The 25,271-nt window shown below is 67.0% G+C and carries 22 protein-coding genes and 1 pseudogene; 12 read left to right on the top strand and 11 right to left on the bottom strand.

Annotation, left to right across the window (positions count from 1 at the left end; translation table 11 throughout):
* Positions 1–1,063 precede the first annotated feature (1,063 nt).
* Positions 1,064–2,104: a BLUF domain-containing protein gene (locus tag Q9R26_RS18155; protein ID WP_311228137.1), complete on the bottom strand. Its 1,041-nt coding sequence runs from the start codon at positions 2,102–2,104 to the stop codon at positions 1,064–1,066.
* Positions 2,105–2,487: 383 nt separating this feature from the next.
* Positions 2,488–2,901: pseudogene (locus Q9R26_RS18150) on the bottom strand (PDDEXK nuclease domain-containing protein); the annotation flags it as partial.
* Positions 2,902–3,567: 666 nt separating this feature from the next.
* Between Q9R26_RS18150 and Q9R26_RS18145 the strand changes: the two are divergent.
* The 3 genes from Q9R26_RS18145 (at position 3,568) to Q9R26_RS18135 (ending at position 6,393) form a co-directional block, all read left to right on the top strand.
* Positions 3,568–4,515 carry a ParA family protein gene (locus Q9R26_RS18145; RefSeq protein ID WP_194654735.1) on the top strand — a complete coding sequence of 316 codons (948 nt, stop codon included), beginning with the start codon at positions 3,568–3,570 and terminating at the stop codon, positions 4,513–4,515.
* Positions 4,516–4,723: 208 nt separating this feature from the next.
* Complete coding sequence (locus Q9R26_RS18140) at positions 4,724–5,173, top strand: hypothetical protein (RefSeq protein ID WP_311228136.1); 450 nt, start codon at positions 4,724–4,726, stop codon at positions 5,171–5,173.
* A gap of 254 nt (positions 5,174–5,427) precedes the next feature.
* Entirely contained in the window at positions 5,428–6,393 is a 966-nt protein-coding gene (locus Q9R26_RS18135) for a replication protein RepA (RefSeq protein ID WP_311228135.1), read from the top strand.
* Between the two features lie 1,505 nt (positions 6,394–7,898).
* Here the strand turns inward: Q9R26_RS18135 and Q9R26_RS18130 are convergent.
* Entirely contained in the window at positions 7,899–8,204 is a 306-nt protein-coding gene (locus Q9R26_RS18130; RefSeq protein WP_311228134.1) for a hypothetical protein, read from the bottom strand.
* Between the two features lie 676 nt (positions 8,205–8,880).
* Here Q9R26_RS18130 and Q9R26_RS18125 point away from each other — a divergent pair.
* Positions 8,881–9,240, top strand: coding sequence for an ester cyclase (locus tag Q9R26_RS18125; protein ID WP_311228133.1), 360 nt, complete (start codon positions 8,881–8,883; stop codon positions 9,238–9,240).
* 909 nt (positions 9,241–10,149) lie between these two features.
* Here Q9R26_RS18125 and Q9R26_RS18120 read toward each other — a convergent pair.
* The 3 genes from Q9R26_RS18120 to Q9R26_RS18110 all read right to left on the bottom strand — a co-directional run bounded on the left by Q9R26_RS18120 (position 10,150) and on the right by Q9R26_RS18110 (position 11,865).
* On the bottom strand, positions 10,150–10,701 hold the full coding sequence (locus tag Q9R26_RS18120) for a cysteine hydrolase (RefSeq protein ID WP_311228132.1): 552 nt from the start codon (positions 10,699–10,701) through the stop codon (positions 10,150–10,152).
* Positions 10,702–10,763: 62 nt separating this feature from the next.
* Positions 10,764–11,288: a hypothetical protein gene (locus tag Q9R26_RS18115; protein WP_311228131.1), complete on the bottom strand. Its 525-nt coding sequence runs from the start codon at positions 11,286–11,288 to the stop codon at positions 10,764–10,766.
* A gap of 16 nt (positions 11,289–11,304) precedes the next feature.
* On the bottom strand, positions 11,305–11,865 hold the full coding sequence (locus Q9R26_RS18110; RefSeq protein ID WP_311228130.1) for a hypothetical protein: 561 nt from the start codon (positions 11,863–11,865) through the stop codon (positions 11,305–11,307).
* Between the two features lie 146 nt (positions 11,866–12,011).
* Here Q9R26_RS18110 and Q9R26_RS18105 point away from each other — a divergent pair, with 146 nt between their 5' ends.
* Both Q9R26_RS18105 and Q9R26_RS18100 read left to right on the top strand, forming a co-directional pair.
* Positions 12,012–13,199 (top strand): histidine kinase, encoded by a 1,188-nt coding sequence (locus Q9R26_RS18105; RefSeq protein ID WP_311228129.1) that lies wholly within the window; start codon positions 12,012–12,014, stop codon positions 13,197–13,199.
* Complete coding sequence (locus tag Q9R26_RS18100; RefSeq protein WP_311228128.1) at positions 13,196–13,858, top strand: response regulator transcription factor; 663 nt, start codon at positions 13,196–13,198, stop codon at positions 13,856–13,858. Before Q9R26_RS18105 ends, Q9R26_RS18100 begins: the two co-directional genes overlap by 4 nt.
* Here Q9R26_RS18100 and Q9R26_RS18095 read toward each other — a convergent pair.
* Positions 13,751–14,524 carry a hypothetical protein gene (locus Q9R26_RS18095; RefSeq protein ID WP_311228127.1) on the bottom strand — a complete coding sequence of 258 codons (774 nt, stop codon included), beginning with the start codon at positions 14,522–14,524 and terminating at the stop codon, positions 13,751–13,753. The two genes, Q9R26_RS18100 and Q9R26_RS18095, sit on opposite strands and share 108 nt — an antisense overlap.
* Before the next feature lie 23 nt (positions 14,525–14,547).
* The gene (locus tag Q9R26_RS18090; RefSeq protein WP_311228126.1) at positions 14,548–15,564 is read right to left on the bottom strand and encodes a zinc-binding dehydrogenase; all 1,017 of its coding nucleotides are present in this window, start codon (positions 15,562–15,564) and stop codon (positions 14,548–14,550) included.
* A 373-nt stretch (positions 15,565–15,937) separates the two neighbouring features.
* Between Q9R26_RS18090 and Q9R26_RS18085 the strand changes: the two genes are divergently transcribed.
* The 4 genes from Q9R26_RS18085 to Q9R26_RS18070 all read left to right on the top strand — a co-directional run bounded on the left by Q9R26_RS18085 (position 15,938) and on the right by Q9R26_RS18070 (position 20,882).
* The gene (locus Q9R26_RS18085; protein ID WP_311228125.1) at positions 15,938–17,437 is read left to right on the top strand and encodes an FAD-dependent oxidoreductase; all 1,500 of its coding nucleotides are present in this window, start codon (positions 15,938–15,940) and stop codon (positions 17,435–17,437) included.
* A 48-nt stretch (positions 17,438–17,485) separates the two neighbouring features.
* Entirely contained in the window at positions 17,486–18,766 is a 1,281-nt protein-coding gene (locus Q9R26_RS18080) for a cytochrome P450 (RefSeq protein ID WP_311228124.1), read from the top strand.
* Between the two features lie 408 nt (positions 18,767–19,174).
* The gene (locus tag Q9R26_RS18075; RefSeq protein WP_311228123.1) at positions 19,175–20,044 is read left to right on the top strand and encodes a hypothetical protein; all 870 of its coding nucleotides are present in this window, start codon (positions 19,175–19,177) and stop codon (positions 20,042–20,044) included.
* Between the two features lie 160 nt (positions 20,045–20,204).
* The gene (locus Q9R26_RS18070) at positions 20,205–20,882 is read left to right on the top strand and encodes a DUF402 domain-containing protein (RefSeq protein ID WP_311228122.1); all 678 of its coding nucleotides are present in this window, start codon (positions 20,205–20,207) and stop codon (positions 20,880–20,882) included.
* Between the two features lie 8 nt (positions 20,883–20,890).
* Here the strand turns inward: Q9R26_RS18070 and Q9R26_RS18065 are convergent, their stop codons facing one another.
* From Q9R26_RS18065 to Q9R26_RS18055, 3 genes are all read right to left on the bottom strand, one after another.
* Positions 20,891–21,331, bottom strand: coding sequence for an NUDIX domain-containing protein (locus Q9R26_RS18065; protein WP_311228121.1), 441 nt, complete (start codon positions 21,329–21,331; stop codon positions 20,891–20,893).
* A 488-nt stretch (positions 21,332–21,819) separates the two neighbouring features.
* Positions 21,820–22,035, bottom strand: coding sequence for a hypothetical protein (locus Q9R26_RS18060; protein ID WP_311228120.1), 216 nt, complete (start codon positions 22,033–22,035; stop codon positions 21,820–21,822).
* 204 nt (positions 22,036–22,239) lie between these two features.
* A complete protein-coding gene (locus Q9R26_RS18055) occupies positions 22,240–23,112 on the bottom strand; it encodes a LysR family transcriptional regulator (protein WP_311228119.1) in 873 nt (290 codons plus the stop codon).
* Between the two features lie 85 nt (positions 23,113–23,197).
* Here Q9R26_RS18055 and Q9R26_RS18050 point away from each other — a divergent pair, with 85 nt between their 5' ends.
* Both Q9R26_RS18050 and Q9R26_RS18045 read left to right on the top strand, forming a co-directional pair.
* The gene (locus Q9R26_RS18050; protein WP_311228118.1) at positions 23,198–24,190 is read left to right on the top strand and encodes a nitrilase family protein; all 993 of its coding nucleotides are present in this window, start codon (positions 23,198–23,200) and stop codon (positions 24,188–24,190) included.
* Positions 24,191–24,366: 176 nt separating this feature from the next.
* The coding region (locus Q9R26_RS18045) for an alpha/beta fold hydrolase (protein WP_311228117.1) at positions 24,367–25,271 on the top strand (905 nt) is incomplete at its 3' end.

Raw genomic sequence — 25,271 nt, 5'->3', positions numbered from 1 at the left:
GGAAAAGGGTTTGCTCTTCGTTGCGCCACGGGAAGGAGAACGATCGTTCCCCGTTGTGGGGGTATTGGAACGGACGGCTCATTGATTGAGTACATGAGTCGACGTCCCCCGGGTGCCGAACCGCCGCGGACCATCTTGCGTCGCAGTGAAGGCGATCACCCCTAGTGCGGGTGATCGCGAGGTGCCGCCCTGTCGATTCGGGTTCGACACGGCGGCGCCTCCCTTCAACTCGCAGCCCGCCAGCATGTTGACTGATCCCTCAACCGGCACTGTTCGCAGATCGAGTGGGAGCGCCGTGGAGAGCCGATGGGGGCAGCCGCACCGGGTACTGGCAGGCCGGTGAGGACTCGTCGCGGAGTCGGCATCTGCCAAACCAGGCCTCATGGAGGGCAAGCGGACGCCGTGGTCGGCGGTGCTGCCGAACCCGATATCCGGCAACACCGCCGCGGAACCACTCTGTTAGCGACCCCTCGCCCAGGAGCATGCTCAAACCGGGTTGCAGGAACGCTAACGCGAACATGATCAAAAATCGATGCCCCTCTTCTGAGCGCGGAAGCAGGACATTTGGAGTCGGGGAACGCGAAGCGTTCGGGTCGCTCCGCGTCCCCCGGTTCGGCTGCAGGCATCACGCACGCGTGCCGCCCCCCTCGGGCGTCCGTCACGCAGTCGGCGCGAGTCCCTGCTTGCCGTTGCCGTCGCGGTCAGCAACGACCGGTCAGCTAACCAGTACGGTACCGACATTGCACGAATACAGCGAGGATCCGTCAGCAAGCGTTGGCGTTAACAACAGCCACGTTCGCTTGTCGGTCGGATGCCGGCTCTGCACCAGAGCCGGCATCCTGGGGTGATCAGACCCGAACTGATCACCCACCACCAACCCTTCCAGAAGCTCTCGAAACCGCGCAAGACGGGCAAAATGAGGACAGACCCCGCACTCAGAACAGCCACATACTGAGGGTGCTCCGGCTGGTCGCCGGGGAAGAGGCGCGCTTCACTCCTGATCCGTGCGGCGCCACTCGGGCGGCCCCGGGTTTGCCGATCCAGACCCGGGTGCCGCCTTCCCTTACGGCGCGCTGGCGACGGGAATGTCCCAGTACGCGGGCTGCTCGTACTGCTCGGACCAGCCGCGACGCATCCGTGTCGCTGCCCGGTCGAACGCGTCGACGAGGTCCGTGTCTGTAGTCAGCAGCGCCTGCAGGCGGAGTCCGTCGTAGAGCGCGAGGAGCTGCTGCGCGCCGCGGACCGGGTCCATTGTCGCGGGCTCTCGTCCGTCCCGGACGTCTGCTGCGAGGCCGTCTCGGATCGCCTGCCGGAACCGCCGGTACGTGGACCGGTAGTAGTCCGCGCTATCGACGGATGGGTCGGCCGCGGACGCCAGACTGGCAGCGAGGAGCTCCATCAACGCAGGTTCCTCGGCGTGCGCCGCCAGGAGGGCGTGCAAGAACGCGACGGTCCCCTTTTCTACCATCAGCGGTGCCAACGGCGCGGAAATCGCCTGCGTCCACCGCTCGACAGTTGCTGCCAGTAGCGCCCGTTCGGTCGGGAACGCATCCCGCACCGCAGCCACACGCATCCCGGCGTTCGCTGCGGCGACGTCGAGGGTGAAGCGGCTGATGCCCCCGTCGTGCAGAGCGGTGATCGCACCGTTGATCGCCCGTGTCCGTGGCGCTTCGTCTGCTTCAGCGGTCTGACTCGTCAGCGGTGCCAGCGGGTGCTTCCGGAACCAGTCCAGCAGGCTACGGGCTCGGGTAAGGCTGGTCGCGGTGTCGAGCGGCCGGCCGGGCGCGAACAGGTCGCTGAAGCCCGGAACGTGCTGAAGGAGCGGATCGATGGGCTGGAACGCCATCGACCAGTCGGGGAAGGAACGCTGCGCAATTGGCTCGTCCATCAGGACGCGGACGTTGGTATGCCGAGGGTCAACACGAACCTGCTCGAACCGCGCACCGACGACGGCGTGTTCACCCTCAAGGATTCCGAGGCAGTTATCGCCCTTGTGCGCGAGGATCCCCGTCACACCGAGGGCAGTGTTCTTCTCCCGACCGACCGCGAGGATCTGTGCGAGCTCGATATCCGTGATCGGACGAGTCTGAGTGCTGGTGTACACAATCGAACGCATCAGTGCTGGACTCCCTCATTTACCGATACACGTTGCGCCTTCGAGTGAACCGAGTCACCGACTGCTCCACCATCCCCCGATCGGGTGCGGAGCACGATCCGTCAGCGACACAGCTCCGCGGGCTCAGCGTCTCTCGAGATCCAGAAACATCGGATCACTCGCCCGCCGACGTCCTCGTCGCGAGTGCCAGCACCGTTGTGGTGCGCACCCCCCCCCCCACTCGAGCGTCGGCTATCGGACACGTGGCGGCCGATTCGAGAGTCCGGGAAGATCCGAGGTTCTCGGTGCCTCGGGAGCCCCGCCCGGCGATGTGCCCGGTGACGGGTCCCTTCGTAAGACACGGCCGGGCTTTTGGTGGCAGGCGCTCCCCATCAGGACTCGGGGGTGTCGGTCTCCGTCGTCAGGGCAGCTGCGAGGTCGGCTTCCGACGGCAGAGCCGCGCGGACCGCCGGCGGGAGGAGGTCGTAGCTGGCGACACCGATCGGGGTCTGCTGTCCCGCGAGGGAGTATCGGACGACGGCGTCGTTCTTGTCCGCGACCAGTAGCAGGCCGACGGTGTCCGCGTGCTGGGGCCTGCGGAGCTTGTCGTCGACGAGCACGACGTAGAAGCCGAGCTGGCCGAGGTACTCCGGCTTGAACTTCCCAGTCTTGAGCTCGATCACCACGTACCGGAGCTGCTCGACGTGGAAGAACAGCAGGTCGACGTAGAAGTCATCTCCATCGACGTCGAAGTGCACCTGCCGACCGACGAACGCGAATCCCTCACCGAGCTCGCGGAGGGTGTCGTGTTCTTGCTCGTTCGTAGTACTCCCCCGGATGATGTGGCCGCTGTCTTCGAGGTCCCGTCATCTCCTATGCAGCAACTGACTGGTGAGTCTGGCGACGCCGGCCACGAATCAAAAGTGTGACTGGTGACACCAGTCAGGCTGGCAAACCCATCGAGCGTATGGTCTACGGGTTTGACCAGTGTCACCAGTGAGACTGGTGCGGCTGGTCACACTGGGATGACCTGCGGCGCTAGTCAGAACGACTCTCGAGGCGCAAGCCGTAGCGAGCGGTCCTGTATGCCTCTCTGAGCGACGAGACCCCCGTTCTGAGGCAATCACCCACGGAAGGAGCCATTCGTCCAATCTCGGACGATTCCCGCAAACTGGTGACGCTGGTGATCCTGGTCACGTTCACTGGTGTCACCAGTAAGCCTGGCGCAGCCAGTCACACTGGTTATGGCTGGTGACGCCGGCCTTACCGGTCAACGTTTACTGGTAACACTGGTGTGACTGGTGCGTCCGGGCAGCTCACAACACCTACGCCGTTGTGACTGGCTTCACCAGTGAAGCAGGTATGCTGCGTTCGCACGGACATGCGCAGGTAATTGCGCAACCTGGCTTCACCAGTCACACCAGCGTCACCATTCAGCGGGGGCGTGCCCCTCGTAGGCAGCGGAGCAGCAGATGTCACTCACCATTGACCGATCTTCCCTTCAGCGAGTCGTAGCCGTCATCAACAACAAGGGCGGCGTCGGCAAGACCACCCTCTGCGCCAACATCGGCGGGATTCTGGCCGAGGCAGGTTGGCGAGTCCTCGTCATCGAACTGGACCCGCAGGGGAACCTCGGCCTCGACCTCAGCTACAGGTACGCAGATGGCGACGACAAGGGCTCTGGTCTGTCGAAGGCCGTCCTCTTCGGCGATCACCTTCAGCCCCTGAAGGACGTGCGCCCGAACCTCGACGTACTCCCGGGAGGGGAGCACATCGAGATCCTCGACAAGGGCATCAGCCCTCGGATGAGCCAGTCCGGCACCGAAGGCACCGCAGCACGCCTCAGCCTTGCCACGTCTCTGTCTGTCATCGCCGACGACTACGACCTGATCTTGCTCGACTGCCCGCCGAACATCGACAGCATCCAGATGCTTGCTGTCGCGGCCGCTCGTTACATCCTCATCCCAGCGAAGGCTGACGATGCGAGCATCGATGGTCTCCGACTGACCGCTCGGCGCCTCGACAAGGTCGTGGATATCAACCCCGACGTGGACCTCCTCGGCGTGGTGAACTTCGACTCGAGTACGTCTGAGACGAAGGTGCGGCAGGAGTTCGCCGACGACGTTGTCGAGGCCCTGGAAAGCGAAGAAGCTCGGAAGTTCATCTTCACCAGCTACGTCCGCCACTCGGGCGCAACCGCGAAGGCCGCGAGGAAAAAGCGAGTCCTCGTCCACGAGCTCGAGAAAAGTGTCCAGAAGCAGGAAAAGTGGTACGAGGCTCTGCGCCGCGGGGCGAAGCACATTTCCGCTGGCCCTCAGGCTGCCGGCAACGTTGCAGACAGCCTGTACGCAGTGACCCAGGAGCTCACCGCTCGACTCACCGAGGCTGAGGCTGACGCGGCGGAGGAAGCGAATGTCTGACGCAGGCCGCATCATCTCCGGTCCGCCAAGCCGTCCGAACAGCGGGGGAGGGGCGGGGTCCCTGCTCCGCGCGAATCGAACGGCGCAGCAGCAGGTCGAGCAGCCGGTCGAGCCTTCCCGTACGGTTGCGCCACCACCCCCGGCGCCGCGGCGCGCAGTGCAGCAGACCATCGCGTCCGCTCCAGAGTCCGAGGTCGAAGACCCGGTAATGACCGTCGAGCCTTCCGAGGCGCCGGCCGTCACGTTCCGTGAACCGGAGCCGTCGACTGCAGCAGCCGAGGACGTCCCACCGGCGGTGGTCGAGCCTGCGGCTGCCCCCGCTCCGCAGACGCAGCAGCAGCGGCAGCGGCAGGCCGCTGAGTCAGCGCAGGGCCCGACGACGCCGTACACGAGGCGTCGGTACGGCGACTCGGGGGAGGAGAACCCCGACGACATCGTCAAGGTCACCTTCGAGATTCGTCGAGGCGATCGCGACGCGTTCAACGACGCGTTCGCGGCAGCGTCCCTGCACGAGGGCTACACCACGCCGAAGGACATCCTGGTGGACATCTACCTGGGGGAGACAAAGCGTCTGCAGGACACCTACAACGGCGGGCAGCCGTTCCCGAAGCGGATGAAGCAAGCTCCGCGCGGACGGCCGATTCGGCGCGAGAACTGACTTCGTTGGTCATCCGCGCCCGGCAATGTCGGCCGGACCCCGTAGATCAGAGGCATGGGTTCGTCCAGACGCCGGCGAGGAACACTGCGACACGCCGGGCAAGTTCCAACGTGGGTATCTGATCCGCAGCCACGCTGTGCGAGTACCAACTCGGATGGGGGAGCGCCAGGCACAGTGCGCTCTGCCGGGTGGGACGCACTGACCAAGTCCGCTTCCGCGCGACCACTGCTTCCATCATGCCCCGGGAGGTCCTGATGACCGACACCCTCGCAACCGAGATCACACTGATCGACGTGCCGGCCGACGCGCCAAGCCTCATCGACGAGACAACGGCGCGGCTAGTGAACTACGCGGCGAACCTCGAGGGTGGCGAAGAGGACGCCATGGACATCGGGTACTCTGCGCGCATCTGGGCGCAGGTCTCGCTGCCCTACCGCAACCCCGGCAACATCCCATACTGGGAGCGTCGCAACGGGTCCGTCTCGCTGATGATGCAGCCGGCGTTGCTGCTGGACGCACAGACCGGAGAGCGGACACCTGCTTACCCATACGGTGTCCTGCCGCGCCAGGCCATGAACTGGATGGCAACAGAGGCGGTGCTGACGCAGAGCAAGCAGCTCGAGCTCGGCCGTTCCATGAAAGCGTTCATGGAGAAGATCGGCCTCGCACACGGTGGACGGGACGCGAAGCGGGTCGCGGACGGCCTGAAGCGGCTCTTCGGCGCGAACCTCAGTGTCGAGGGTCTCGAGATCCGCCCGGACGGTCACGGGGAAGCCATTGAGTACTTCCGCATCGCTGACAGCGTCCGTCTGTGGTTCGGCAAGGACGACGTCGAGGACAACGAAGGGCTCTGGCAGTCCACGGTGACCCTCTCCGAGCGGTTCTACGACTCCATCGTTTCCTCGCCGGTCCCCATCGACCTGAACGCGATGAAGGCGCTGGGGAAGTCAGCGATGCGCATGGACATCTACCTGTGGCTCACGTACCGCATGTTCTACCTGCGTAAGCCCACCCGCATCAAGTGGAACGACCTCAACCTGCAGTTCGGCGCGCAGTACACGCAGCCCCACAAGTTCAAGGCGGCGTTCGAGGGTCACCTGCGGGCCATCAAGATCATCTACCCAGAAGCACGGGTCGAACCGACGTCCGAGTACCTCATCCTCCGGCCGTCTCCGCCCCATGTGGAGCCGACGAAGCCTCGACGCGAGGTCGGAGCCTAACCGGCCAGAGAAACGACGGGAGAGAGGCGCCTACGGGCGCCTCTCTTTTCGCATTCGAGGGGACCGGATACCCACGCGAGCTGGAAACCGCGTCCGTCGACGGCACGCGTGGGTATCCGGTCCCCTCCGCGCGCACTCCGGACGGCTGGCGTGCACCCTGCGCCGTGGGTATCTGGTCCTCTCCGCACCCGGTGCCGCGAGCTCATCGGTCGTGGGTATCTGGTCCGCGGTCGTGGGTATCTGGTCCGCGGTCGTGGGTATCTGGTCCGCGGTCGTGGGTATCTGGTCCGCGGTCGTGGGTATCTGGTCCGCGTCGTGGGTATCTGGTCCCCTCCGACACCAGTTCATGCGGTTACCTTCCGGCGTAGAACGCGATAAAGCCCCGGGCGTGGGTATCTGGTCCGCCCGCCTACCCCGCTCCGGTCGACAGCTAGGTGAGGTACCCGCCGGGACGCCCGCTGGCACGTCGTGTGGGTATCTGGTCCTTGCCCGTGGGTATCTGGTCCTTACCAACCACAAAGGTCCACCAGCCGGCGTGGGTATCTGGTCCTCCCGGTCGGAAACCGCGGAGCACCGCGTGGGTATCTGGTCCCCGGGGCGCGGGCCATTAGTTGCGGGCGGATAGGCGTGCCGGGCAAGACGAGCGAGCGTGGGTATCCGGTCCTCGTTGTCAGCGAAGTCCTCGACTCGCACCTTGAGGGGACAGGCGTCTTCGAACGTGGGTATCTAGTCCTCCCACCGGCGCAGAGCTCTCGCGTGGAATCACAGGCGAAGCCTGTGGGTATCTGGTTCTGAAGTGCGGCGGCCTGAGTGACTCTCTTTCCTCCAATGGAAGGGGTAGAAGCACCCGTCTGTGGAAAACTTGGCGCCCCCTCTGTGGTTGCGTTTCGTCAGTTCGTAAATCAGCTACCGGAGAGAGCTACAGGAAGCACTACAGGGGGCCGCGTTTGAGCGAGGTCACATCCGCACGCTGACAGCGATCGGCGGGGGAGCGGTGCCGTGCTCCTGGGACTGCATACCCACACCAAGCGGACCGGATACCCACGGGCCGAGGACCAGGTACCCACGAAAACGGACCAGACACCCACGAAAAGTGCGTGGGTATCGAGTCCGACGACCAACCCTGCTGTGGAGAACTCCTCGGAGAGTACGTCGGTACCGAACTGACCGCTACCCGCGCCGGTTCTTCTTCGCCCGCGGGGGAGTGGCCCTCGCCTTCAGAGGCGGAGCCGGGAGGTCCGTGATGGCGGGAACATCGAAGCCTACGCGGTAGCGACGGTCGAGGTTGCCGAGCCCTGCGGCGTCCACGGTCACGAACTGCTGCCTTTGGAGCGACGCGAAGAAGCGTCGGTCGCCGCTGTTCGCGTCGCGAAGATCGGCGACCGACACTTCCAGGGAACCACCACCGACGACGCCCTTGAAGCGGAGGTGCTTGCTCTTGCCCGCGTCGTCGAGGACAACGACGGGCAGGGAGTGGTGGCCATGCTGGGTCTATGCGCAGACGGTCAGGGAGCTGCCTGCTCTGCCTGTCGCAAGCGGTAGTCGCGGAGCTTCGCGCGGTAGTCCGAGACCTTCATCACGAATCGGCCGAAGCTGGCGAGAGCCACCATGGCAGCAAGGATGATGATCCACCTGGTGAGGTCGCCGTGCCGTCCGACGACGAACCGGAAGAACAGCCCGCCAGCGAGCCAGCAGAGCGCCGGCACGAGCGACCGACGCGACAGCCGAGGAGCTCGCGGAACGGCGACTTCCTCGGCTGCTGCGGCTTCAGCGGGCGTGGGTAGACGGAAGTAGGTGTCCTTGCTGTCCATGCCGGTCTATGCGGGAGCCTTGCGGCATGGTGCGCGCCGGATCGCGCCTTCGCCGTAGAAAGCTCGGCGCCGCGCGACGTCCGTAGGTCTGCGTTGGAGGAGGCTTCCCGGTGCGGACTGCGGGGTAGTCAGGTGGAGGCGGCGGTGACGGCAAGGTAGCGGTACGCCACGCTGGGCTGCTTCATCAGCGCATGAGCGAGGGGTCAGGTCCGACGCCGATTGCACGACCTAGATTTGCCCGCGTACGTCCCGCCAGCGCTTCGCCTGTTCTTCAGTCATGCCGAAGTACACCTGGGGATCCTCATGGAGGTTCCGCCGGAGGCAGTTGCGAGCGGCCAGATGTCCTCACCGAAATACGGCTGACGGGCCCACTTGGGCAGTCCCTCGTAGTTAGCGCGCAGGTGGGCGGTGAGCTTCCTGCAGGCGTCGCGCCATTCGTTGAGCGTGAGGTCGATGTTCTCGACGATGTCCAAGGTGCCGAATCGCTCGCCTGGGTGCCGAATCTGCCGCTACACCGAAGGATGGGCGCTTCCAGCCCCGCTAATTTAGTCCGAGAAAGACTATTATCGGAACTGATTTGGTAGGCGTGCGTAGGCTCGAGCCACCCGACGAGGAGGCTCCAATGGCAGTTGAGGTCACAGTGGATGGCGGTCCGACCTTGGAAGCACGGGACCGGATGCGGCAGCAGGATCTGCCCCTCGAGGAGCGGTTCACGGACGACTTCACCGACCACGACGCCGCCGTCGGGCAACCCGAGGACGGATCCGGGATCGCGTGGTTCTGGGAGCAGTTCGGGAAGGCGTTCTCCGACGTCGAGCGGGAGGACGTCGAGACGATCGCGACACCGACGAAGGTGATCACGATCTCTACCCTCGCCGGCACGCACACGGGGGAGTGGTTGGGGCACGCCCCGACCGGGCGCCGGTTCACCGGGATCCGGAACGTGCAGGTCATCGGGTTCCGCGACGGCCGCGCCGCGGAACGGTGGGGCAGCACCGATCAGCTCGGCATCCTGCAGCAGCTGGGCCTCGACTGACGTGTCCGATCAGCAGGCGACAACCCCTGCCGTGACCGTCGGTAGGCGGTCGCTGACGGCGGAGCAGCGTGCTGCGGCGGAACGCTCCCGCACGGCGTTCGCCCGACTTCGAACCGCCGCCGGTGACGGCGCCCCTGCTGGGTCAGCTGTGGTGACGGTGCCGGTGGGGGCGTCGCCGCGGGTGTTCGCGGAGGCGTCTCTGTCGGCGAATACGGTGCGGGCGTACCGGTCGGACTTGCGGCAGTTCGCGCGGTGGCGGGCTGGGTTCCTCGACCACGAGATCTCCGAACCGCACGAGCTCGAGCAGATCACCACGGCACCGGTCGACCCGACCGAGGTTGCGGCGTTTCTTGCGGACAAGGCCAACGCAGTCCTGCCTGATGGCGGTCAGCGGTACGCACCGGCGACGATCAGTCGCTACGTTGCCGCGATCGATTGGGAGCACGCTCGCCGCGGCCATACCCCGCCCGGCTCCACCCCGATCGTCCGCGACGTCCTGAAAGGCATCCGCCGCACCCGGTCGGTACCGGTGCGACGGGCGAAGCCGATGACACTGAAGGCGCTGCAGACAACGCTCCTCAAGATCGACGTCGCCGACCTGCAGACCGGCGCGCTCGGCACGCGACCAGGCGCTGCTGCTGTTCGGGTTCGTCGGTGCGTTCCGCGAGTCCGAGCTCACTGCGCTGACGGTCGCCGACCTCCGCCTCGTCGACGGGGAAGGTGTCTACGCCCGCGTCCGGAAGTCCAAGACCGACCAGGATGGCGCCGGCCGGATCAAGGTGCTGCAGCAGGGCGCGAACCCGGTCACCTGTGCCCCCTGCGCGTTCGTTCGTCTCTCTCGGCTGAAGGACGGACGGGAAGTACTTGGCAGGCCCGCCACGGGCCTCCCGTCCGCCTCTGTGTCGGTGCTCAGGTCGCGCCCGGGCCGACCAGGTCGGCCGTCTGCGTGACGACACCGAGGGCCGGGAACACCGTCCGAAACCGGGCGGCGTGGGCGTCGGGGTCCGGGTCGTTGGTGGCGTCCTCGACGAGGACGACGTCGTAGCCGAGGTCGTACGCGGCCCGAGCCGTGGACTCGACGCCGAAGGTCGTCGCCTGGCCGACCACGACCACCTCGGTGACGCCCTCGGCGCGCAGCCGCTCGTCGAGGCCGGTACCGGCGAAGGCGCTCCACCCGCCGCGGGTCAGATTGCCGTCGTCGTCCGCCCGTTCGGGCAGCAGGGAGCCGTAGGCGACCGGAGCCGGGCGGGGCCCGCCGCCGTACTGGGTCGCGCCTGCCGGGGTCGTGGCGGGGTCGTGGCGGATGAACACCACCGTGCCGCCGGCGGCCCGGGTGGCGCGGGCGAGGGCCTCGACGTTGGCCACGACGGTCTCGACGGGGTGGGTGCGCTGGTACGGCGCGGTCCCGGCCTGCAGGTCGACGACGATCAGGGCGGTGTGTTCGGTGCGGGTGCGGGTCACCGACCCAGAGTGGTCGATCGCCGGGTGCGTCGCGTACTGCGTCTGCGGTATCCCGGTCGCGCTCATCGGCCGACGGGCGGGTGCGTGCACGCGTCGATCGCGGCGTACTCCCGGCTGACTTCGGCCTGGTTCCGCTCGGTCCGCCACGACCGGATGCCGGGGGCCGCGGCCACGGCGGCGATCCACACGCCGGCACCGACGAGGACCGGGACGAGCGTCGGGTCCCCGCCGCGGGCGAGCACACCGCCGAGTGCGACCGTCAGCACGGCGACCGCGGAGCCGGCGATGGCGACGACACCGGCGAGCCGCGCGGGCTGCTGCTCGAGGGCGGCGATCCGGGCCAGCGCCCGCTCGGCACGACGCTCGAGGATCGGTCGAGCCGGTTCGGGCCGGGTGCGCAGACGCTGGAGCAGCAGGGACGTCGTGCCGAGCCGTCCGCCCTGCACGGTCACCGTCCAGCCGAACTGCTCCAGGGCGTGCCGGTGGAGCGGCACGAACGCCGTCGGCGCGTACAGCACCCGGGTCTCGAGGTGGCCAGGGGCCGGCGCGGGCAGGACAGCGCCGGCCCGGGCGATCGTGTTCGTCATCGGGCTCGGCCCCCACTCAGGCGGTCCGGCGGCGGCTGGCCGCCTCGCACGCGCCGTAGACGACGTCGAACTGGCGGTCAACGGCTGGACGGATCCGCTTGGTGCGCGCCGCGCGGACGAGCTGGAAGGCCACCGGCGCGATCGCCCAGTTGACCAGGCCACCGGCCCCGACGAGGAACACCGTGACCGGGTCGAGCCCGCCGAGCAGGTCGGGGACGGCCACGGTGTCCTGCATGGCGAACACCGAAACGGCCAGCAGGACGCTACCGATCGCGCCGAGGGCATAGGCGACCACCCGCGCCGCGGTCGCGCGGGAGCGTTCGAGTGCGTCGATCGTGGCCAGAGCGGCCTCGGCGTTCTGCTGGAGCTCGGTCAGTTCCACGGAGCGGACCGCACGGTCACGGCGGAAGCCCAGGACCCGCCGACGTGCTGGTCCGGCCGGGTGATCCGAGCCGTCGAGGGTCCAGCCGAAGTTGCGGTAGGTGTCGGCGTAGAGGGCGTCCTTGCCGCGCGGCACGGCGACCGCGCAGTAGTCGTAGGTGGTGGTCGCGGGAGCGGCGGTGTTCGTCAGCGTCATGGTGGTTCCTCCGGTCGGTGCCGGGTCGTCCCGGCCTGGTGTCGATCGTTCCGGGGACCGGCCGCGGGCAGATCCCCGATCGGTGGTACCCCGGGCTACTGCGTTCGCAGTAGCCGGACCGCTGGCCGGCACGTCAGGATGAGTGCATGCGGCGACTGCGGGCAATCTGGGGTTCGTGGCGTCCGGACGACCGTTGGGTGTTCCGCGGCACGGCCGCCGTCGTCCTGCTCGCGAGCGCGATCGAGTCGGGCCGCGTGGTGACGTCGGGTGCAGGCCCCGGACCGGGAGTCGCGGTCGCTGCCACGGTGCTCGCCGGTGTCATGGCGCCCTGGACCCCGTGGGTGGCCCTCGCGCTGGCATCGGTCGCACCCGTCCTCGGCGGCCTGTCCGACTGGCAACCGATCGTGACGTGGAGCTGCGCCGTCCTGTTGCTGTTCGCGGTCTCGTCACGCGAGGGCCACCCGGTCCGTGGAGCGGGCATCGTCGCACCCGGGGTCGTGATCGGAACACTCCTCGCACCCGGGGCCGGCGGAGCGGTCCCCACCGCGCTCGGCGCCCTCATCTCCGTCGTCGCCGGTGCCGCGATCGGCTCGGGGCTCCGCGTGCAGCACCAGTACCGCGCATCGCTGGAGCAGCGCGCAGCCGACGCGATCGCGACCCGCGAACTCGAGGCCGAACGCCGCGTGGCCGAGGAACGCGTCCGGATCGCGCAGGACCTGCACGACGTCATCGGGCACGAGATCGCGGTGGTCAGCATGCAGCTCGGGGTCGCCGAGGTCACCCTGCCCGCCGGCGCGGACGAGGCCCGGCGCGCGCTGGACGCCGCTCGGGACGGTGTGCGGAACGTCCTAACGGAGACGCAGCACGTCCTGACGGTGCTGCGCTCGGCGGACGCGGGCGGCAGCGACGGTGCTGCCCTCGACGACCCGACGGCTCCGGCACCCGGAATCGAGCAGCTCCCCGGACTGGTCGCGTCGTACGAACGGATCGGCCTCGACGTCGATGCCCGACTGGACGACGTCGGCCCGGTCTCCGTACCGATCGGGGTGACGGTCTACCGGGTGCTGCAGGAGTCGCTCACCAACGCCCACCGGCACGGCGAGGGCCGGACGACCGTCACCCTCTCCCGTGCCGGGGACGACCTGGCGCTCGAGGTCCGCAACCCCCGTCGCCGGACCTCGGCGAGCGAGCCCGTCGCGGGCCGGACCGGTGGGCTCGGCCTGGTCGGCATGCGCGAACGCGTCGCCGCCGTCGGGGGGTCCGTCGAGGCTGCGGCGGACGGTGTGCTGTTCGTCGTCCGCGTCCACCTGCCCACCACGAACGGAGCACGATGACCATCCGCGTGATCCTGGTCGACGACCAGGACATGATCCGACTGGGACTCCGTGCGATCCTCGACCGGCAGGACGGCCTCGAGGTCGTCGGCGAGGCCGGGGACGGGCTCGCCGCGGTGCAGACGGCGCTGTCGGTCCCGGCGGACGTCATCATGATGGACATCCGGATGCCAGGCATCGACGGGGTCGAGGCGACCCGGCGGATCCGCGCCGAACGCACCGCCGAGCATGTGCGCATCGTCATGCTGACGACCTTCGACCAGGACGAACTCGTCTTCGCGGCGCTGCGAGCCGGGGCGAACGGTTTCCTCAGCAAGGCCGCGGGCCCGTCGGAGCTCGTGGCGGCGATCGAGGAGGTCGCAGCCGGCGGGGGCGCCCTGTCCGCGGCGGCCGCAGCGGCGCTCATCGGACAGGTCGCCAGCACGCCCGCTTCCTCCGTCGACCCGGAGATGACCCGGCGGTTCGAGGCACTCACCGCCCGCGAGCGCGACGTCGTGGCGATGGTCAGCCGAGGTCAGGGCATCGACGCCATCAGCGCCGAGCTGTTCCTCTCACCGCTCACGGTCAAGACCCACGTGAACCGGGCCATGGCGAAGGTCGATGCCCGCGACCGCGCCCAACTCGTCGCGTTCGCCTTCCGGGCCGGCCTGGTCGACTGAGGCCGACGCCGACCGAGGCGCCGGCCCTTCCGGGAACCGGCGCAGCGCCATCGCGATCCCGATCACCGCAGCCACACCGCCGAGGAACACCCCACTCGCACCCGTGGACGCAGCGGCGTCCTTGGCGCTGCCCGCGAACGAGAGCAGCGCCGATTGGGTCAGCACGAGCAGGACCACCGCGGCGGCCACGTTGACGAGCTTCGTCGCCTCGACGAGCGGCTCGCCGTCCTTGCGCGCGGTCGCCACACCCCAGACCCCGATGCCGAGTTCGGCGAAGGTCGCCGACGCGATGACGATCGCCACCCACTCGTCGTAGTGCACCGGGTGCGCTCGTCCGACGAGCATCGGCACGCTGCACCCGACGAACACGACCGACATCGCGGTCACGGCACCCCCGATCCACCGGTGTCCGGCCTGCCGGAACCGCATCCGGTCGCCGTTCGCCGCGTCGAGCGCGAACGACAGCCGGTGTCTGCGGACGGCCCAGACCTTCGAGGCCGCGACCCCGAGCGTGAAGACCACGGTCGCGGCGAGGAACAACGAGGGAGCGGCGCAGAACAGGACGACCTTCCACCCCGCCATCACGAGGCTGCCCGGGACCGACAGCACGGCGAGCACGAGCCCGCGGCGTGTCCGGTCCCGCCACACCGTGACGGCGTACTGCACAGCCGCCCTCCTCGTCAGCGGCATCAGTCGAACGTGACGACGACCTTGTCGGCCGCGCCCGGGGTCGCCGCCACCCCGAGGGCCTCGAGCACGTCGCTCGCCGGGAAGACGTCGCTGACGATCCGCGCGTACGCCTCGGGGTTCGCGATGATGTGCTCGGTGACGTCGAAGATCTCGGTCGGGTATCCCATGGCCGTCACGATCGTCGGCTCGACGGCCAGCAGGTCACCGAAGTCGACTTCCACGGGCCGCTTGTGCACCGCCACGACACCGATGGTCGCGCGGTGCTTCGCCAGGCGCAGCGCCGTCTGCACGGTGGCGGGGACACCGGCGGCGTCGAGCCAGACGTCGGTGCCGGCCTTGCCACCGTGCCCGACGCCGTCTCGTGCTTCGCCGTGGAGGGCGATCAGGCGCTCGTCGAGTGGCTCCTCAGCCGAGTTCACGACGGCATCGGCTCCGACGAGCAGGGCCTTCTCGAGCCGCGACCCGATCACGTCGACGACGACCACGTGCCCGACGCCGAGCGCCTTGTAGCTGATCACGGCGCCCAGCCCGATCGGGCCCGCACCGAACACGACCACCGTGTCACCGGGCTGCGGCGCGGTCCGGTTCACGGCGTGCAGGGCGACCGCCATCGGCTCGTTGAGAGCGGCCACCTGCCAGGGCAGGTCCTTTGGGACGATCGCGACGCTGGTGCCGAGCACGGCCTGCTCGACGAGCAGGAACTCGGAGAGCCCGCCGGTGGGACCGCCGTTGCCGATGATGCCGCGCGGGTCGCCCATCGGGTTCACCACCACGTGGTCACCGACGGCGATGCCCTCGACCGCGTCGCCGACGGCGGCGACTTCACCGGCGACCTCGTGCCCGAGGGGCGTGTGGCCCTCGCGCGGCGGGATGCCGCCGCGTGCGGCGTAGAAGGCGTCGGAGCCGCAGACCCCACACGCCTTGACGGCGATCAGGACGTCGGCAGGGCCGACCTCGGGGACTGGCTCGTCGCGGATCTCGACGGATCCGGGGCCGGTGACGACGACGGTGCGCATGGTGCTCCTCACGCCATGAGCACGGGCGGCTCGGGACGGAACCATCTGACCAAGACGGCGACCTGCACACGTACTGCGATCGCAGTAGCGCCGATTCAGCAGGCCGGCGGCACTGCGAAGCCCACCGCCTGCCTCCACTCCGGCGGCCGATTCCTGACACCCGGCCAGCTCACGAGAGTGCTCGATGTGACCGCACCCCAAATGAGGCAGCCAATCGGGACCCGTACAGGAATATTACGAGGTCGCCCCCGAGCAGATCGGCTCATGCCGGCGGTACTGCGTTCGCAGTAATCGTCGTACTCCAGCTGCGTCACGACGGCTGCTCTCGGCTGGCGCATCCTGAGATGGCACGACAGCTTGTCGAAAGGACTTCATGGAAATCGCAGTCGACATGACCAAATGTCAGAGCTATGCGCAGTGCTGCTTCCTCGCGCCGGGAGTGTTCCGGTTCGAGGGCGAGGAGGCACTCGCCTATAACCCCAATCCCTCCGACGACGAACGTTTCCGGGTGCTGCAGTCAGCAGCCGCGTGCCCCGTCCAGGCGATCCGTGTCGCGGGCGCACGTCTGTCGGTACGAGCAGCCGACACCGCTGAACCGATGCACGCTCCGCTCACCGCGGACGACCGAGTCGTCATTGTCGGCGCGTCGCTGGCCGGTCTGACTGCCGCCGAGACGCTCCGCACTGCCGGGTTCACGGGCACGATCACCGTGCTCGGTGATGAGCCGCACCTGCCCTACGACCGTCCGCCGCTGTCGAAGCAGGTGCTCACGGGCGTTGCCGACACCATCACGACACGGTTGCCGCAGCCTGCAAACCTCGATGTCGACTGGCGGCTCGGCAACACCGCCACGTCCCTCGACACCGGCAGCAAGCAGGTGCTCCTGCAGAGCGGAGCGCGAGTCGATTACGACCGCCTGCTGATTGCCACCGGCCGCCGCTCCCGCCCCTGGCCCGTCACCGCCGAAGCAGCGCTGGACGGTGTCTTCGTACTCCGCACCGCCGATGACGCCGCCGCGATCCGCGAACGACTGACAAGCAACACCTCGAGGGTTCTGGTGATCGGCGGTGGCTTCACCGGCGGTGAGATCGCCTCCTCCTGCAGCAGCCTCGGCATCCCCGTCACCGTTGTCGACCGCGGACCAGCACCCATGGCGAAACTCTTCGGCATCGCGATCGGCGAGATGATGCGTGAGCTCCACCGCGAGCACGATGTCGATCTCCGAACCGGCACCGGCGTCACCGCCATGCTCGGCGACGACGCGGGGCGGCTCACCGCAGCGCAGCTCACCGACGGCTCCACGATCGACGTCGACGTGGCCATAGTCGCGATCGGCGCCGTCCCGAACAGCGAATGGCTCGCCGGGTCCGGCGTCGCGAGCGACGACGAGGGTGTGCTCTGCGACGCTGCCCACCACGCCCTCAGCGCCGACGGACGGCCCCTGCTCGACGTGTTCGTCGCCGGGGACATCGCCCGGCACCCGAACCCCCTTGCCGGGCCTGGCATGTGGACGAGTGAACACTGGGGCGCCGCCGTCGGACAAGCCGAGACCGCAGCGCGGAACATGGTGCACGGCACGGACACACCCCACCAGGACGTGCCGGTGTTCTGGACGACGCAGTTCGGGCAGGTGCTCAAAGCGGCGGGGGAGCCGGCGATCGCCGACACCGCACAGATCACACAAGGATCCCTCGGAGCGCGATCCGCTGCGGTCACGTTCGGCCGTGACGGACGTCTGGTCGCGGCGGTCGCCGTGAACCAGTCGAAGTGGTTGCCGTACTACCAAGCGCAGATCGAAGCCGGAGCAGCCTTCCCCCTCGACGACCCGACGGTCGATCCCGCCGCCGACACCACGCTGTCGGCGGCACGGTAGCGCCCGGCATCGCCCGCCACCGATTGAACCCACCAGGAGCAGAACACGATGACCGACACCCCGCAGACCGCACCGACCACCGATGCCGCATCGACGACGGCGGCTGCGTCGGCGACCTGGGCGACATTGCTCGAGCAGGACAGCCGACCCGACCCCAACCCCCACTACGAGCAGCTCCGCACCCAGCCGGTGCAGCAGCTCGACAACGGCGCCTTCCTCATCACCGGGTACGACGAGATCCTGCAGCTCGTCCATGACCCCCGCATCAGCTCCGACCCGATGGCCGCGCACCGCAAGGAGGGCACCGACGCCGGGGAGCCCGGACTGACGTCCGCGTTCGTGATGACCGACCCGCCGGTCCACGACCGGCTCCGCCGGCAGACGATGCGCCACTTCGGGCCACCGCACGCCGCCGACTACATCGACGGGCTCCGCCAGGACATCGACGCCATCACCCACGACCTCATCGACGGGTTCGCCGGCCGCACGGAGATCGACGTCGTCGAAGCCTTCGCGTACCCGCTCCCCGTCGCGATGATCTGCGACGTGCTCGGCGTCCCCCCGGAGGACGAGCCCCGCTTCCACGAGTGGAGCCAAGCCATCATCGCGCCCCCGGAAGCAGTCGACGACGCAGACGCTGCGGTCAAGCGTCGCGAAGCCGACAACGCATCCCGCGAGATGGCGGACTACCTCGGCAACCTCGCCGACGCCCGAAAGGGCACCCCGCAAGGGGATCTGCTGTCGGGCCTCGTCAACGACCACGGCCCCGACGGACCGATGTCGCGCACCGAGATCCTGAACACGTCCATCATGCTGCTCATCGGCGGACATGAGACCACCGTCAACATGATCGCCAACGGCACCCTCACGCTGCTGCGCCATCCCGAGACCATCGACCTCATCCGCGACCACCCGCACACGATCGCGCAGGTGTTCGAAGAGCTCATCCGCGTCGAACCGCCTGCCCAGGTGACACCGAAGTACATCGCCCTCGCCGACGTCACCGTTGCCGGCGTCACCATCCCCGCCGGTTCACCGGTCTGGATTGCCTGGGCAGCCGCGAACCGCGACCCCCGCCACTTCGATGATCCGGACCAGTTCAACCCGCACCGCGCTGGCAACGACCACCTCAGCTTCGGCGCCGGCATCCACGCGTGCTTCGGGGCGCCACTGGCGCGCATCGAAACGCAAATCGCCCTCGCCAACCTCTTCAAGCGCCTCATCAACCCGCAGCTGGTCATCGACCCACCCCCCTACCGCCGCAACGCGCTCCTCCGCGGACCGAGCGAGCTGCGCATCACCTTCGACGGCATCTGTCCCGCCCCGTGAGGGACAACCACGCACGGCGCGGGACCGTGCACACGCGGTCCCGCACCTGATGTTGCTACCGCAAACGCAGTACACGCCACCACCAACACCTCGCCACCATGGTGAACGCCGCGGGTTGCGCAGGCCGGATTTGAGCTGACGATCCTCCGGTCCGTCCCATGCCGGTGGAGTCATGCAGGCCGTACGGTGAGCGATCGGCTACCGGGATCTGCTTCGTCGCGCTCACGCTCGAATGGGGACTGCCCGCGGGAGGGAAACCACATCATGATCGGGGTGCGGCGCAGAGGCGCTGCATCCGACGAGGAGGAACTCTTGGCAGGCCGAGCACGATCGGGGCGACCGAGTGCGCCGCTGGCATTCATCCTGGCCGGGCCGGCAATCAGGGGTTGGGAACCCGGACGCGGCCTGGTGAAGGTCCTCGATCCGTTGCATCGAGAGCGGGCAGGGCTCGAATTTGAGCTGTCGATCGATGGTGCGACGCTGCGCTCACGCTGGGTCGGACGTCGAGAGTTGGAGTATGCCTCGCTGGACGTCGTAACCGGCGTGGAGACGCTCGGCCCTGAGCTCCCGAGGCACATCGAGCCGTTCTACGGCGTCGGTGGTCAGGAGCTTTGGGTTGAAGGCAACGCGGGGCCCGCCCGCCTGCCGACTGAGATGATCTACCGCATCCGCCTCCGGCCAGGAGACCCAGTTCCGTCGTTCCGTGACCCTGACGTGATTGTCAAGGACGGCTGGATCGAGCTCCCCACACGGGATCTACTGAGCCGCAGTCTCGACGGTCAGATGCTCCAGTACTCCGCAGACGGCAGCCAGATCGTCATCAGTCAATATTGGCCGAATAACCCGGTAGGACGGGCCGTCGTCGTCAACCTCAAGACGGGGATCGTGAATCCGCTGCGGTTCGGGTTCACCATCGCCGGTTCAGCGGTGTGGAGCCCCGACAACCGGCACCTGCTCGGCCACCAGGTCGATCTTGGTAGCCGATACACCGGAAGCTACCGAGTCGCCGTCTACGACCTCTTGAACGACAAGATCGTCACCGTTCCCACTGGTCCGGGCATCGAGGGTGCCATCTGCGCCGGCTGGTACACAAACGAGCAGATCCTGATGTACACCGAGCGGCAACGCGTCCTCACGTTCCACGCCATCAGCATCGTCACCGGTGAACGACATGAAGTGAACGCCATCCGCCTGCCCTCGGCACCTGGTTTCCAAGCGCGGGTGCGACTTGCCGCCAGCGTCCTTGCATCACGCACAGACGCCATCACCCCGGTCTAACTCCTCGCTACACAGCGCCCCGGCACCTCCACACCATCCGGTGAAGCGTCTCAATGACCAATCGACAACCGGACGGGGCTGACGGCCCTGACCGTGTCCTGTATGACGATCGGCTACCGGGACGGGTGAGGAGCCAATGTTGCTGTGCGAGCATCACAGGATGCACGACGACGTTGCGAGAGACGTGCGGAGCGAACCGTTCCGTGCTGGTGAATCCATAGCCCTTCGCAGTCTGCACACCTTCAGCTCGCGCGGCCGGGCCGTTTCCTTCGCGGTCGCGGGCCGAGTGCTCGTCGACGATGATGACGTCGCCGTGGTCGCAAGCCCGCTCGGCGCCGCGGTCCGCCGTCGAGCTGGCGTCGGAAGCGGGCCGAATGCAAGGCTGGTCCTCCCCACCGACTGGGACGGTTCCTACGTCGAGGACAGCTGGTTCGGAGCGCCCGTTGTTCGCGTGCACCCGAAGGGGTCAGCGTGGTCGGTGTGGCGTTGGCACGACGGAACACAGTGGCTCCCGGAGTGGTACATCAACCTCGAGCTGCCGTGGATCCGAACCTCAATGGGCTTCGACAGTCAGGACTGGACTCTCGACGTCATCGCACGTCGGCACGCCGAGGGTCGTTGGTCAGTTCGATACAAGGACGAAGACGAACTCGCCTTCTACGCGGACCAGGGCCTGGTCTCGGAAGCAGACCGCTCGATGATCGAACACACCGGCGAGGAAGCCACCGCTGCCGTGCACGCCGGCTCATTCCCGTTTGATGCAGATTGGTCCCAGTGGACGCCGCAACCGAACTGGGTCGCCCCGCAGCTGGCAGCAGGGTGGGATGCAGTCCGGTAGTCGATCCGCTACCGGACGGCGGCTTCGGCCGCGCCGAGCTTTGCTCCGAGACCGACCGCGAGCACGTGCGCGTCCTCGAGAGGCAGCCACCAGCACGTCCAGCTGACATCTTTCCCGCCCGCCGATCGGAAAAACTCACCGGCTCCCCAGCGTTCTGCGAGGTCCGCTTCGGGCACTGCCATCAGGAAGAAGCGGCGCACCGCGATCTCATCCCGAGCGGGACGCACGTCGTACCGCTCCTCGCCGAGCGGCTGCACCACCCGGCCTCTCCGACCGGTTTCCTCGAACAGCTCTCGCTCCGCAGCTTGCTCCGGCGTCTCGCCAGTCTCGACGGTGCCGGCTGGTACCTGAACGCCAGTCCTGGTGAGCGGGACCAAGTCGTGCGTGAACACGAGGAGGTGCCCATCGTGGATGACGTAGCAAACGACCTTGTCGACCTCGGCTGGCATGAGTTCACGGTACGACCAGCACAGGCGCACCATGTATCGGCGGCAGCCGTCTGGTCGCCGATCGGCCACCGGACGTTCCAGTGGCCCCAGCCACCGTGCACGTTCCTCAGATCCTCACCAACCCGGCCAGTGACTCATGGCCGCTCGCACAGCGGCTGACAGCACGAAGTTCCAAACGGCAATGAGCCCCACGGCCACAACGGCGCCGATACCCGCAAGCAGAGCCACCGCAGCGAGGATCCGAGGCGTCGTCTTCGTCCGCTCCGGCACGGAAACTACCGACCCAGGCGAATCGGCGACGATGCGCTCAAGTCGTTCCCCCGGCGGCTCCTCAGAGTCCGCCCTTTGATCAGTCCCCACTACCGTCACCCTTGCCCTCGACCAAGGACGTGTCAAGAAAAGACTCGTGGACACCCGTGCGTAGCTCCTTGATGTCCGATAGCCGATAGCCGATCGCCTTCCGGGACGCCTGATGCTTAGTCAGGCGCTCAGTAACCGCGGCGATAGAGCGCCTGGAAGACGAACACCCATGCGACCAGCAAGACCAGCCCAACTCCACCGACCCACTTCTCGACAGGTCCGCCGTCGAACAACGCCCAGAAGCTCAGCAGGGCCAACAGGCCAGTTCCGACCGCAAGGGGTATTCGGTACGCCGTCGTCCAGGTCTTCGTGGCGGGTCGGTCGGCGTCTTTCAAGTCAGTCATGACGGGAGCGTACGGGCTTGCTCGTGGCATGGGAACGAGACCGTTCGAGAGATGCGGTTCCACCACGTGGATGAAGCATTGCGTAGGTGTCGGCCAGCGCCGACGGGGTCACGGCGAGACCTGCTAGCAACGGCGTCTCGATAGCCGATCCCCTGCCGCGCTCCCGAACGACGGCACTGGACCTCCCATCACCGTAGATCGCTCTTACGAGCCAGCAACGCTTGCGCGGACGAATTCACGCAGGTGGGCTGCTGCAGGCGTCAGCGAATCCCGACGCCAGAGAGCGCCGCTTGTCCAGATGGCGGCGGCCTCAGCAATCGGGAGCAGCTGGACCGAGACCGGGGCCAGTGGTGCTGCGCTCAACGGAACCAGCGCGGACCCGACACCGGCGTCTACAAGCGCAAGTACCGTGAAGAGATCGTGCGCAGTCGTCGTCGGCCTGATGGCTACCTGCCAAGCCTCTTCAAGTTGACGGATCTGCCCGGCAAGACCAGAACCTCGCGTCTGCTCAAGCCCGACCAACGACTGCCCACGGATCCAACGTGGGACATCAGAGGGATCAAGGCTCAGATCCACCGTTGCGAGGGCGAGTTGATCGCTCCACATCGGCTCGTACTGCACATTTTGGTCATGCGGTCGCCTACCGAACCCAATATCGAGGCGGCCCTCGAGGAGTTCTTGCTCTTGAAGCATCGACGAGAGGTCCTCCAGGGTCACAAGCACGCTAGGGCGCGCTTTGCGGAATGCCCTGATCACTGGAGGGAGCAAGCGCAAGGAGGAAATACCAAAACCCACGGCCAACAGGCCGCCTGACCCCTCGGCGACACGCAGCGCCTCGCCCTGGAACAGCGCTGCGGCTCCCGTGAGTGACCGAGCGCGTGCGAGCAGTGCTGATCCTGCCGGAGTGGGCACCGTCCCGGACCTTCCGCGCTGCAGTAGCTGCACCCCCAGCGACTGCTCCAGCGCTTGCACCTGCTTCGACAACGCGGGCTGGGAAATATGCCGAACCTCAGCCGCAGCACGAAACGAGCCCTGCTCGACAACTGTCAAGAAGGTTTCCACCCAGGCAAGCTGCATAAGCATACGTTATCACCCCGGCACGGATCTGGTATTGGATTCACGAGTCGATTCGCGGTTTCATTAACTCGGCGAAAGGAACCACATGAGAGTCTCGACCATCCAGTTCGAACCGATTGACGGGGACGTCGATGCAAACCTCAAATTCATCGAACAAAATGTGTATGCGGCCGTGCGGAGCGGAGCCGACTTCGTAGCCTTTCCGGAAATGTGCATACTGGGCTACTGGCACCTCACCATGCGCGAGCGCGATGAGCTTCTAGAGCTCAGCGAACCCGCCGACGGGCCGTCTGTGTCCAGAATTCTTGATCTGGCCGTGCGCGCAAACGTTGGCGTGGGCGTGGGTTTCCTCGAGCGTCACGGTGACGACCTGTTTAACAGTTACGCGGTCTGTCTGCCTGACGGAACGGCGCACGTTCATCGCAAGATCCACGCTTTCGAGCATGAAGCCATCTCCAGTGGCGACAGGTACACGGTTTTTGACACTCCGTGGGGTGTTCGAATGGGCGTGTTGATCTGTTGGGACAACAACTTGGTGGAGAACGTGCGAATTACGGCTCTGCTTGGCGCTGACGTTCTCGTAGCCCCGCACCAAACCGGAGGCACGGACTCCCGTAGCCCCTACGGCATGAAAAAAATTCCGGTCGAGCTGTGGCGCAATCGCCACAGCGACCCGAAATCGATGCGAGACGCGATTCGAGGTGCAAACGGCCGTGAGTGGATACTGCGCTGGCTACCCTCGCGAGCGCACGACAACGGCCTGTTTGTGGTCTTCAGCAACGGAATTGGCGAAGACGGTGGCGAAATTCGCACTGGTAATTCAATGATCATCGATCCTTACGGTCGTATCGTTGCGGAGACCGACGCTGCCGGCGCTGCGATCGTCACGGCGACCCTCGACCTGGAGCTGCTGGACATGTCGACGGGGCGCCGATGGATTGCGGGCCGCAAGCCAGCTTTGTACGCACCGCTCATCGTCAGCTCTGGGCGAGAACGGGACGCACGCACCGCCCGGTTCTCGGAAGTACCCGTGTCTCGTCCAAGTTTTGAGCCAACGGATCCGCCTGTCTCCATGTAGCAGACAGAGGCAGAAGCGCGGTGGCATAGATCATGCCGGTGTCACGGTTTGGATTTTCAGGTCGTTGACGACGACCTGGCTGCTACCGCTCGGGACGAAGTGGATGGAGCCCAGAGCAGCGCGAATGGGTGTCCGTTGAACGATCGCAGACCGGACGACGCTGATAGCGTCCCCGCATGATGCAGGCCCACGGTGGTGCCGCTCGGTCGAAGCTTGTCGATCTGCTCGCGATCCCGGAACCAAGCGCCATCCACCCGACCGCCGTTCGACGCCAGCACCTACGAGTCGACGACTCCACCCGGTGGGATCACATCGAACTCGACACCTCCGATGGCGACACCATCCCATGCATCCTGATCACGCCCCACAAGCGCTCCGAAGTCGACATCATCGCCGTTCACCAACACGCAGGAGCGTTCACTCTTGGCAAGAGCGAGCCTGCCGGCCTCGCCAGCGACCCGAATCTTGCGTACGGCCTTGCCCTCGCCCACGCAGGGGCGCGGGTGGTCCTTCCGGATCTCATCGGCTTCGAGGAGCGGCAACGTCATTGGTCCAACGATCCCAGTGCCGACGAACGGCTCGACGCACTCTTCCGAGTGACGGACGGCAGCAGCTTGCAGGCCAAGCACACCCACGACATTGCCGTGGTGACCAGCTGGATGCGGGAATCCGATTCGCCCGCGAGCCAGCTCAGCATCATTGGACACTCGCTCGGCGGTCAAGTCGCGCTCTTCTCGCTCGCTCTCGATCCGCGTATATCTCGGGGAGTGGTGAGTTGTGGCCTCGGGACGCTCGCTTCCTTTGAAGCGGCGCGCATCCGCCACAACCCGGCCTGGTTCGTGCCCGGGCTCAGATCGGCCGGAGACGTTGCGCTCGTCGCGGCCGCCGTCGAACGGCCGGTCTTTGTCTCCGCGGGACGTGTGGACAGGCTCTTCCCAATGGACGGAGTACGCGAGGTGCTCGCCGCCTTCCGTCCCGAACTGCTGACAGCGCAAGTATTCGACGGAGGCCATTCGTTGCCGCCACAGGTTTTGGATGCTGCGGTTCAGCACCTGGTCACGACGAGTCCGGAGCCGTCTCA

This window comes from Curtobacterium sp. BRB10, from assembly GCF_031844325.1.
Classification (GTDB): domain Bacteria; phylum Actinomycetota; class Actinomycetes; order Actinomycetales; family Microbacteriaceae; genus Curtobacterium; species Curtobacterium poinsettiae_A.
Note: the sequence above shows the minus strand (reverse complement) of the source record. Positions and strands in the feature narration are given on the sequence as shown.

What these genes read in the sequence shown, in the direction of transcription:
- Q9R26_RS18145 (WP_194654735.1), top strand. Translation starts at nt 3,568, where the DNA reads ATGTCACTCACCATTGACCGATCTTCCCTTCAGCGAGTCGTAGCCGTC.
- Q9R26_RS18140 (WP_311228136.1), top strand. Translation starts at nt 4,724, where the DNA reads ATGACCGTCGAGCCTTCCGAGGCGCCGGCCGTCACGTTCCGTGAACCG.
- Q9R26_RS18135 (WP_311228135.1), top strand. Translation starts at nt 5,428, where the DNA reads ATGACCGACACCCTCGCAACCGAGATCACACTGATCGACGTGCCGGCC.
- Q9R26_RS18130 (WP_311228134.1), bottom strand. Translation starts at nt 8,204, where the DNA reads ATGGACAGCAAGGACACCTACTTCCGTCTACCCACGCCCGCTGAAGCC.
- Q9R26_RS18125 (WP_311228133.1), top strand. Translation starts at nt 8,881, where the DNA reads ATGCGGCAGCAGGATCTGCCCCTCGAGGAGCGGTTCACGGACGACTTC.
- Q9R26_RS18115 (WP_311228131.1), bottom strand. Translation starts at nt 11,288, where the DNA reads ATGACGAACACGATCGCCCGGGCCGGCGCTGTCCTGCCCGCGCCGGCC.
- Q9R26_RS18110 (WP_311228130.1), bottom strand. Translation starts at nt 11,865, where the DNA reads ATGACGCTGACGAACACCGCCGCTCCCGCGACCACCACCTACGACTAC.
- Q9R26_RS18105 (WP_311228129.1), top strand. Translation starts at nt 12,012, where the DNA reads ATGCGGCGACTGCGGGCAATCTGGGGTTCGTGGCGTCCGGACGACCGT.
- Q9R26_RS18100 (WP_311228128.1), top strand. Translation starts at nt 13,196, where the DNA reads ATGACCATCCGCGTGATCCTGGTCGACGACCAGGACATGATCCGACTG.
- Q9R26_RS18090 (WP_311228126.1), bottom strand. Translation starts at nt 15,564, where the DNA reads ATGCGCACCGTCGTCGTCACCGGCCCCGGATCCGTCGAGATCCGCGAC.
- Q9R26_RS18085 (WP_311228125.1), top strand. Translation starts at nt 15,938, where the DNA reads ATGGAAATCGCAGTCGACATGACCAAATGTCAGAGCTATGCGCAGTGC.
- Q9R26_RS18080 (WP_311228124.1), top strand. Translation starts at nt 17,486, where the DNA reads ATGACCGACACCCCGCAGACCGCACCGACCACCGATGCCGCATCGACG.
- Q9R26_RS18070 (WP_311228122.1), top strand. Translation starts at nt 20,205, where the DNA reads ATGCACGACGACGTTGCGAGAGACGTGCGGAGCGAACCGTTCCGTGCT.
- Q9R26_RS18065 (WP_311228121.1), bottom strand. Translation starts at nt 21,331, where the DNA reads ATGCCAGCCGAGGTCGACAAGGTCGTTTGCTACGTCATCCACGATGGG.
- Q9R26_RS18060 (WP_311228120.1), bottom strand. Translation starts at nt 22,035, where the DNA reads ATGACTGACTTGAAAGACGCCGACCGACCCGCCACGAAGACCTGGACG.
- Q9R26_RS18055 (WP_311228119.1), bottom strand. Translation starts at nt 23,112, where the DNA reads ATGCAGCTTGCCTGGGTGGAAACCTTCTTGACAGTTGTCGAGCAGGGC.
- Q9R26_RS18050 (WP_311228118.1), top strand. Translation starts at nt 23,198, where the DNA reads ATGAGAGTCTCGACCATCCAGTTCGAACCGATTGACGGGGACGTCGAT.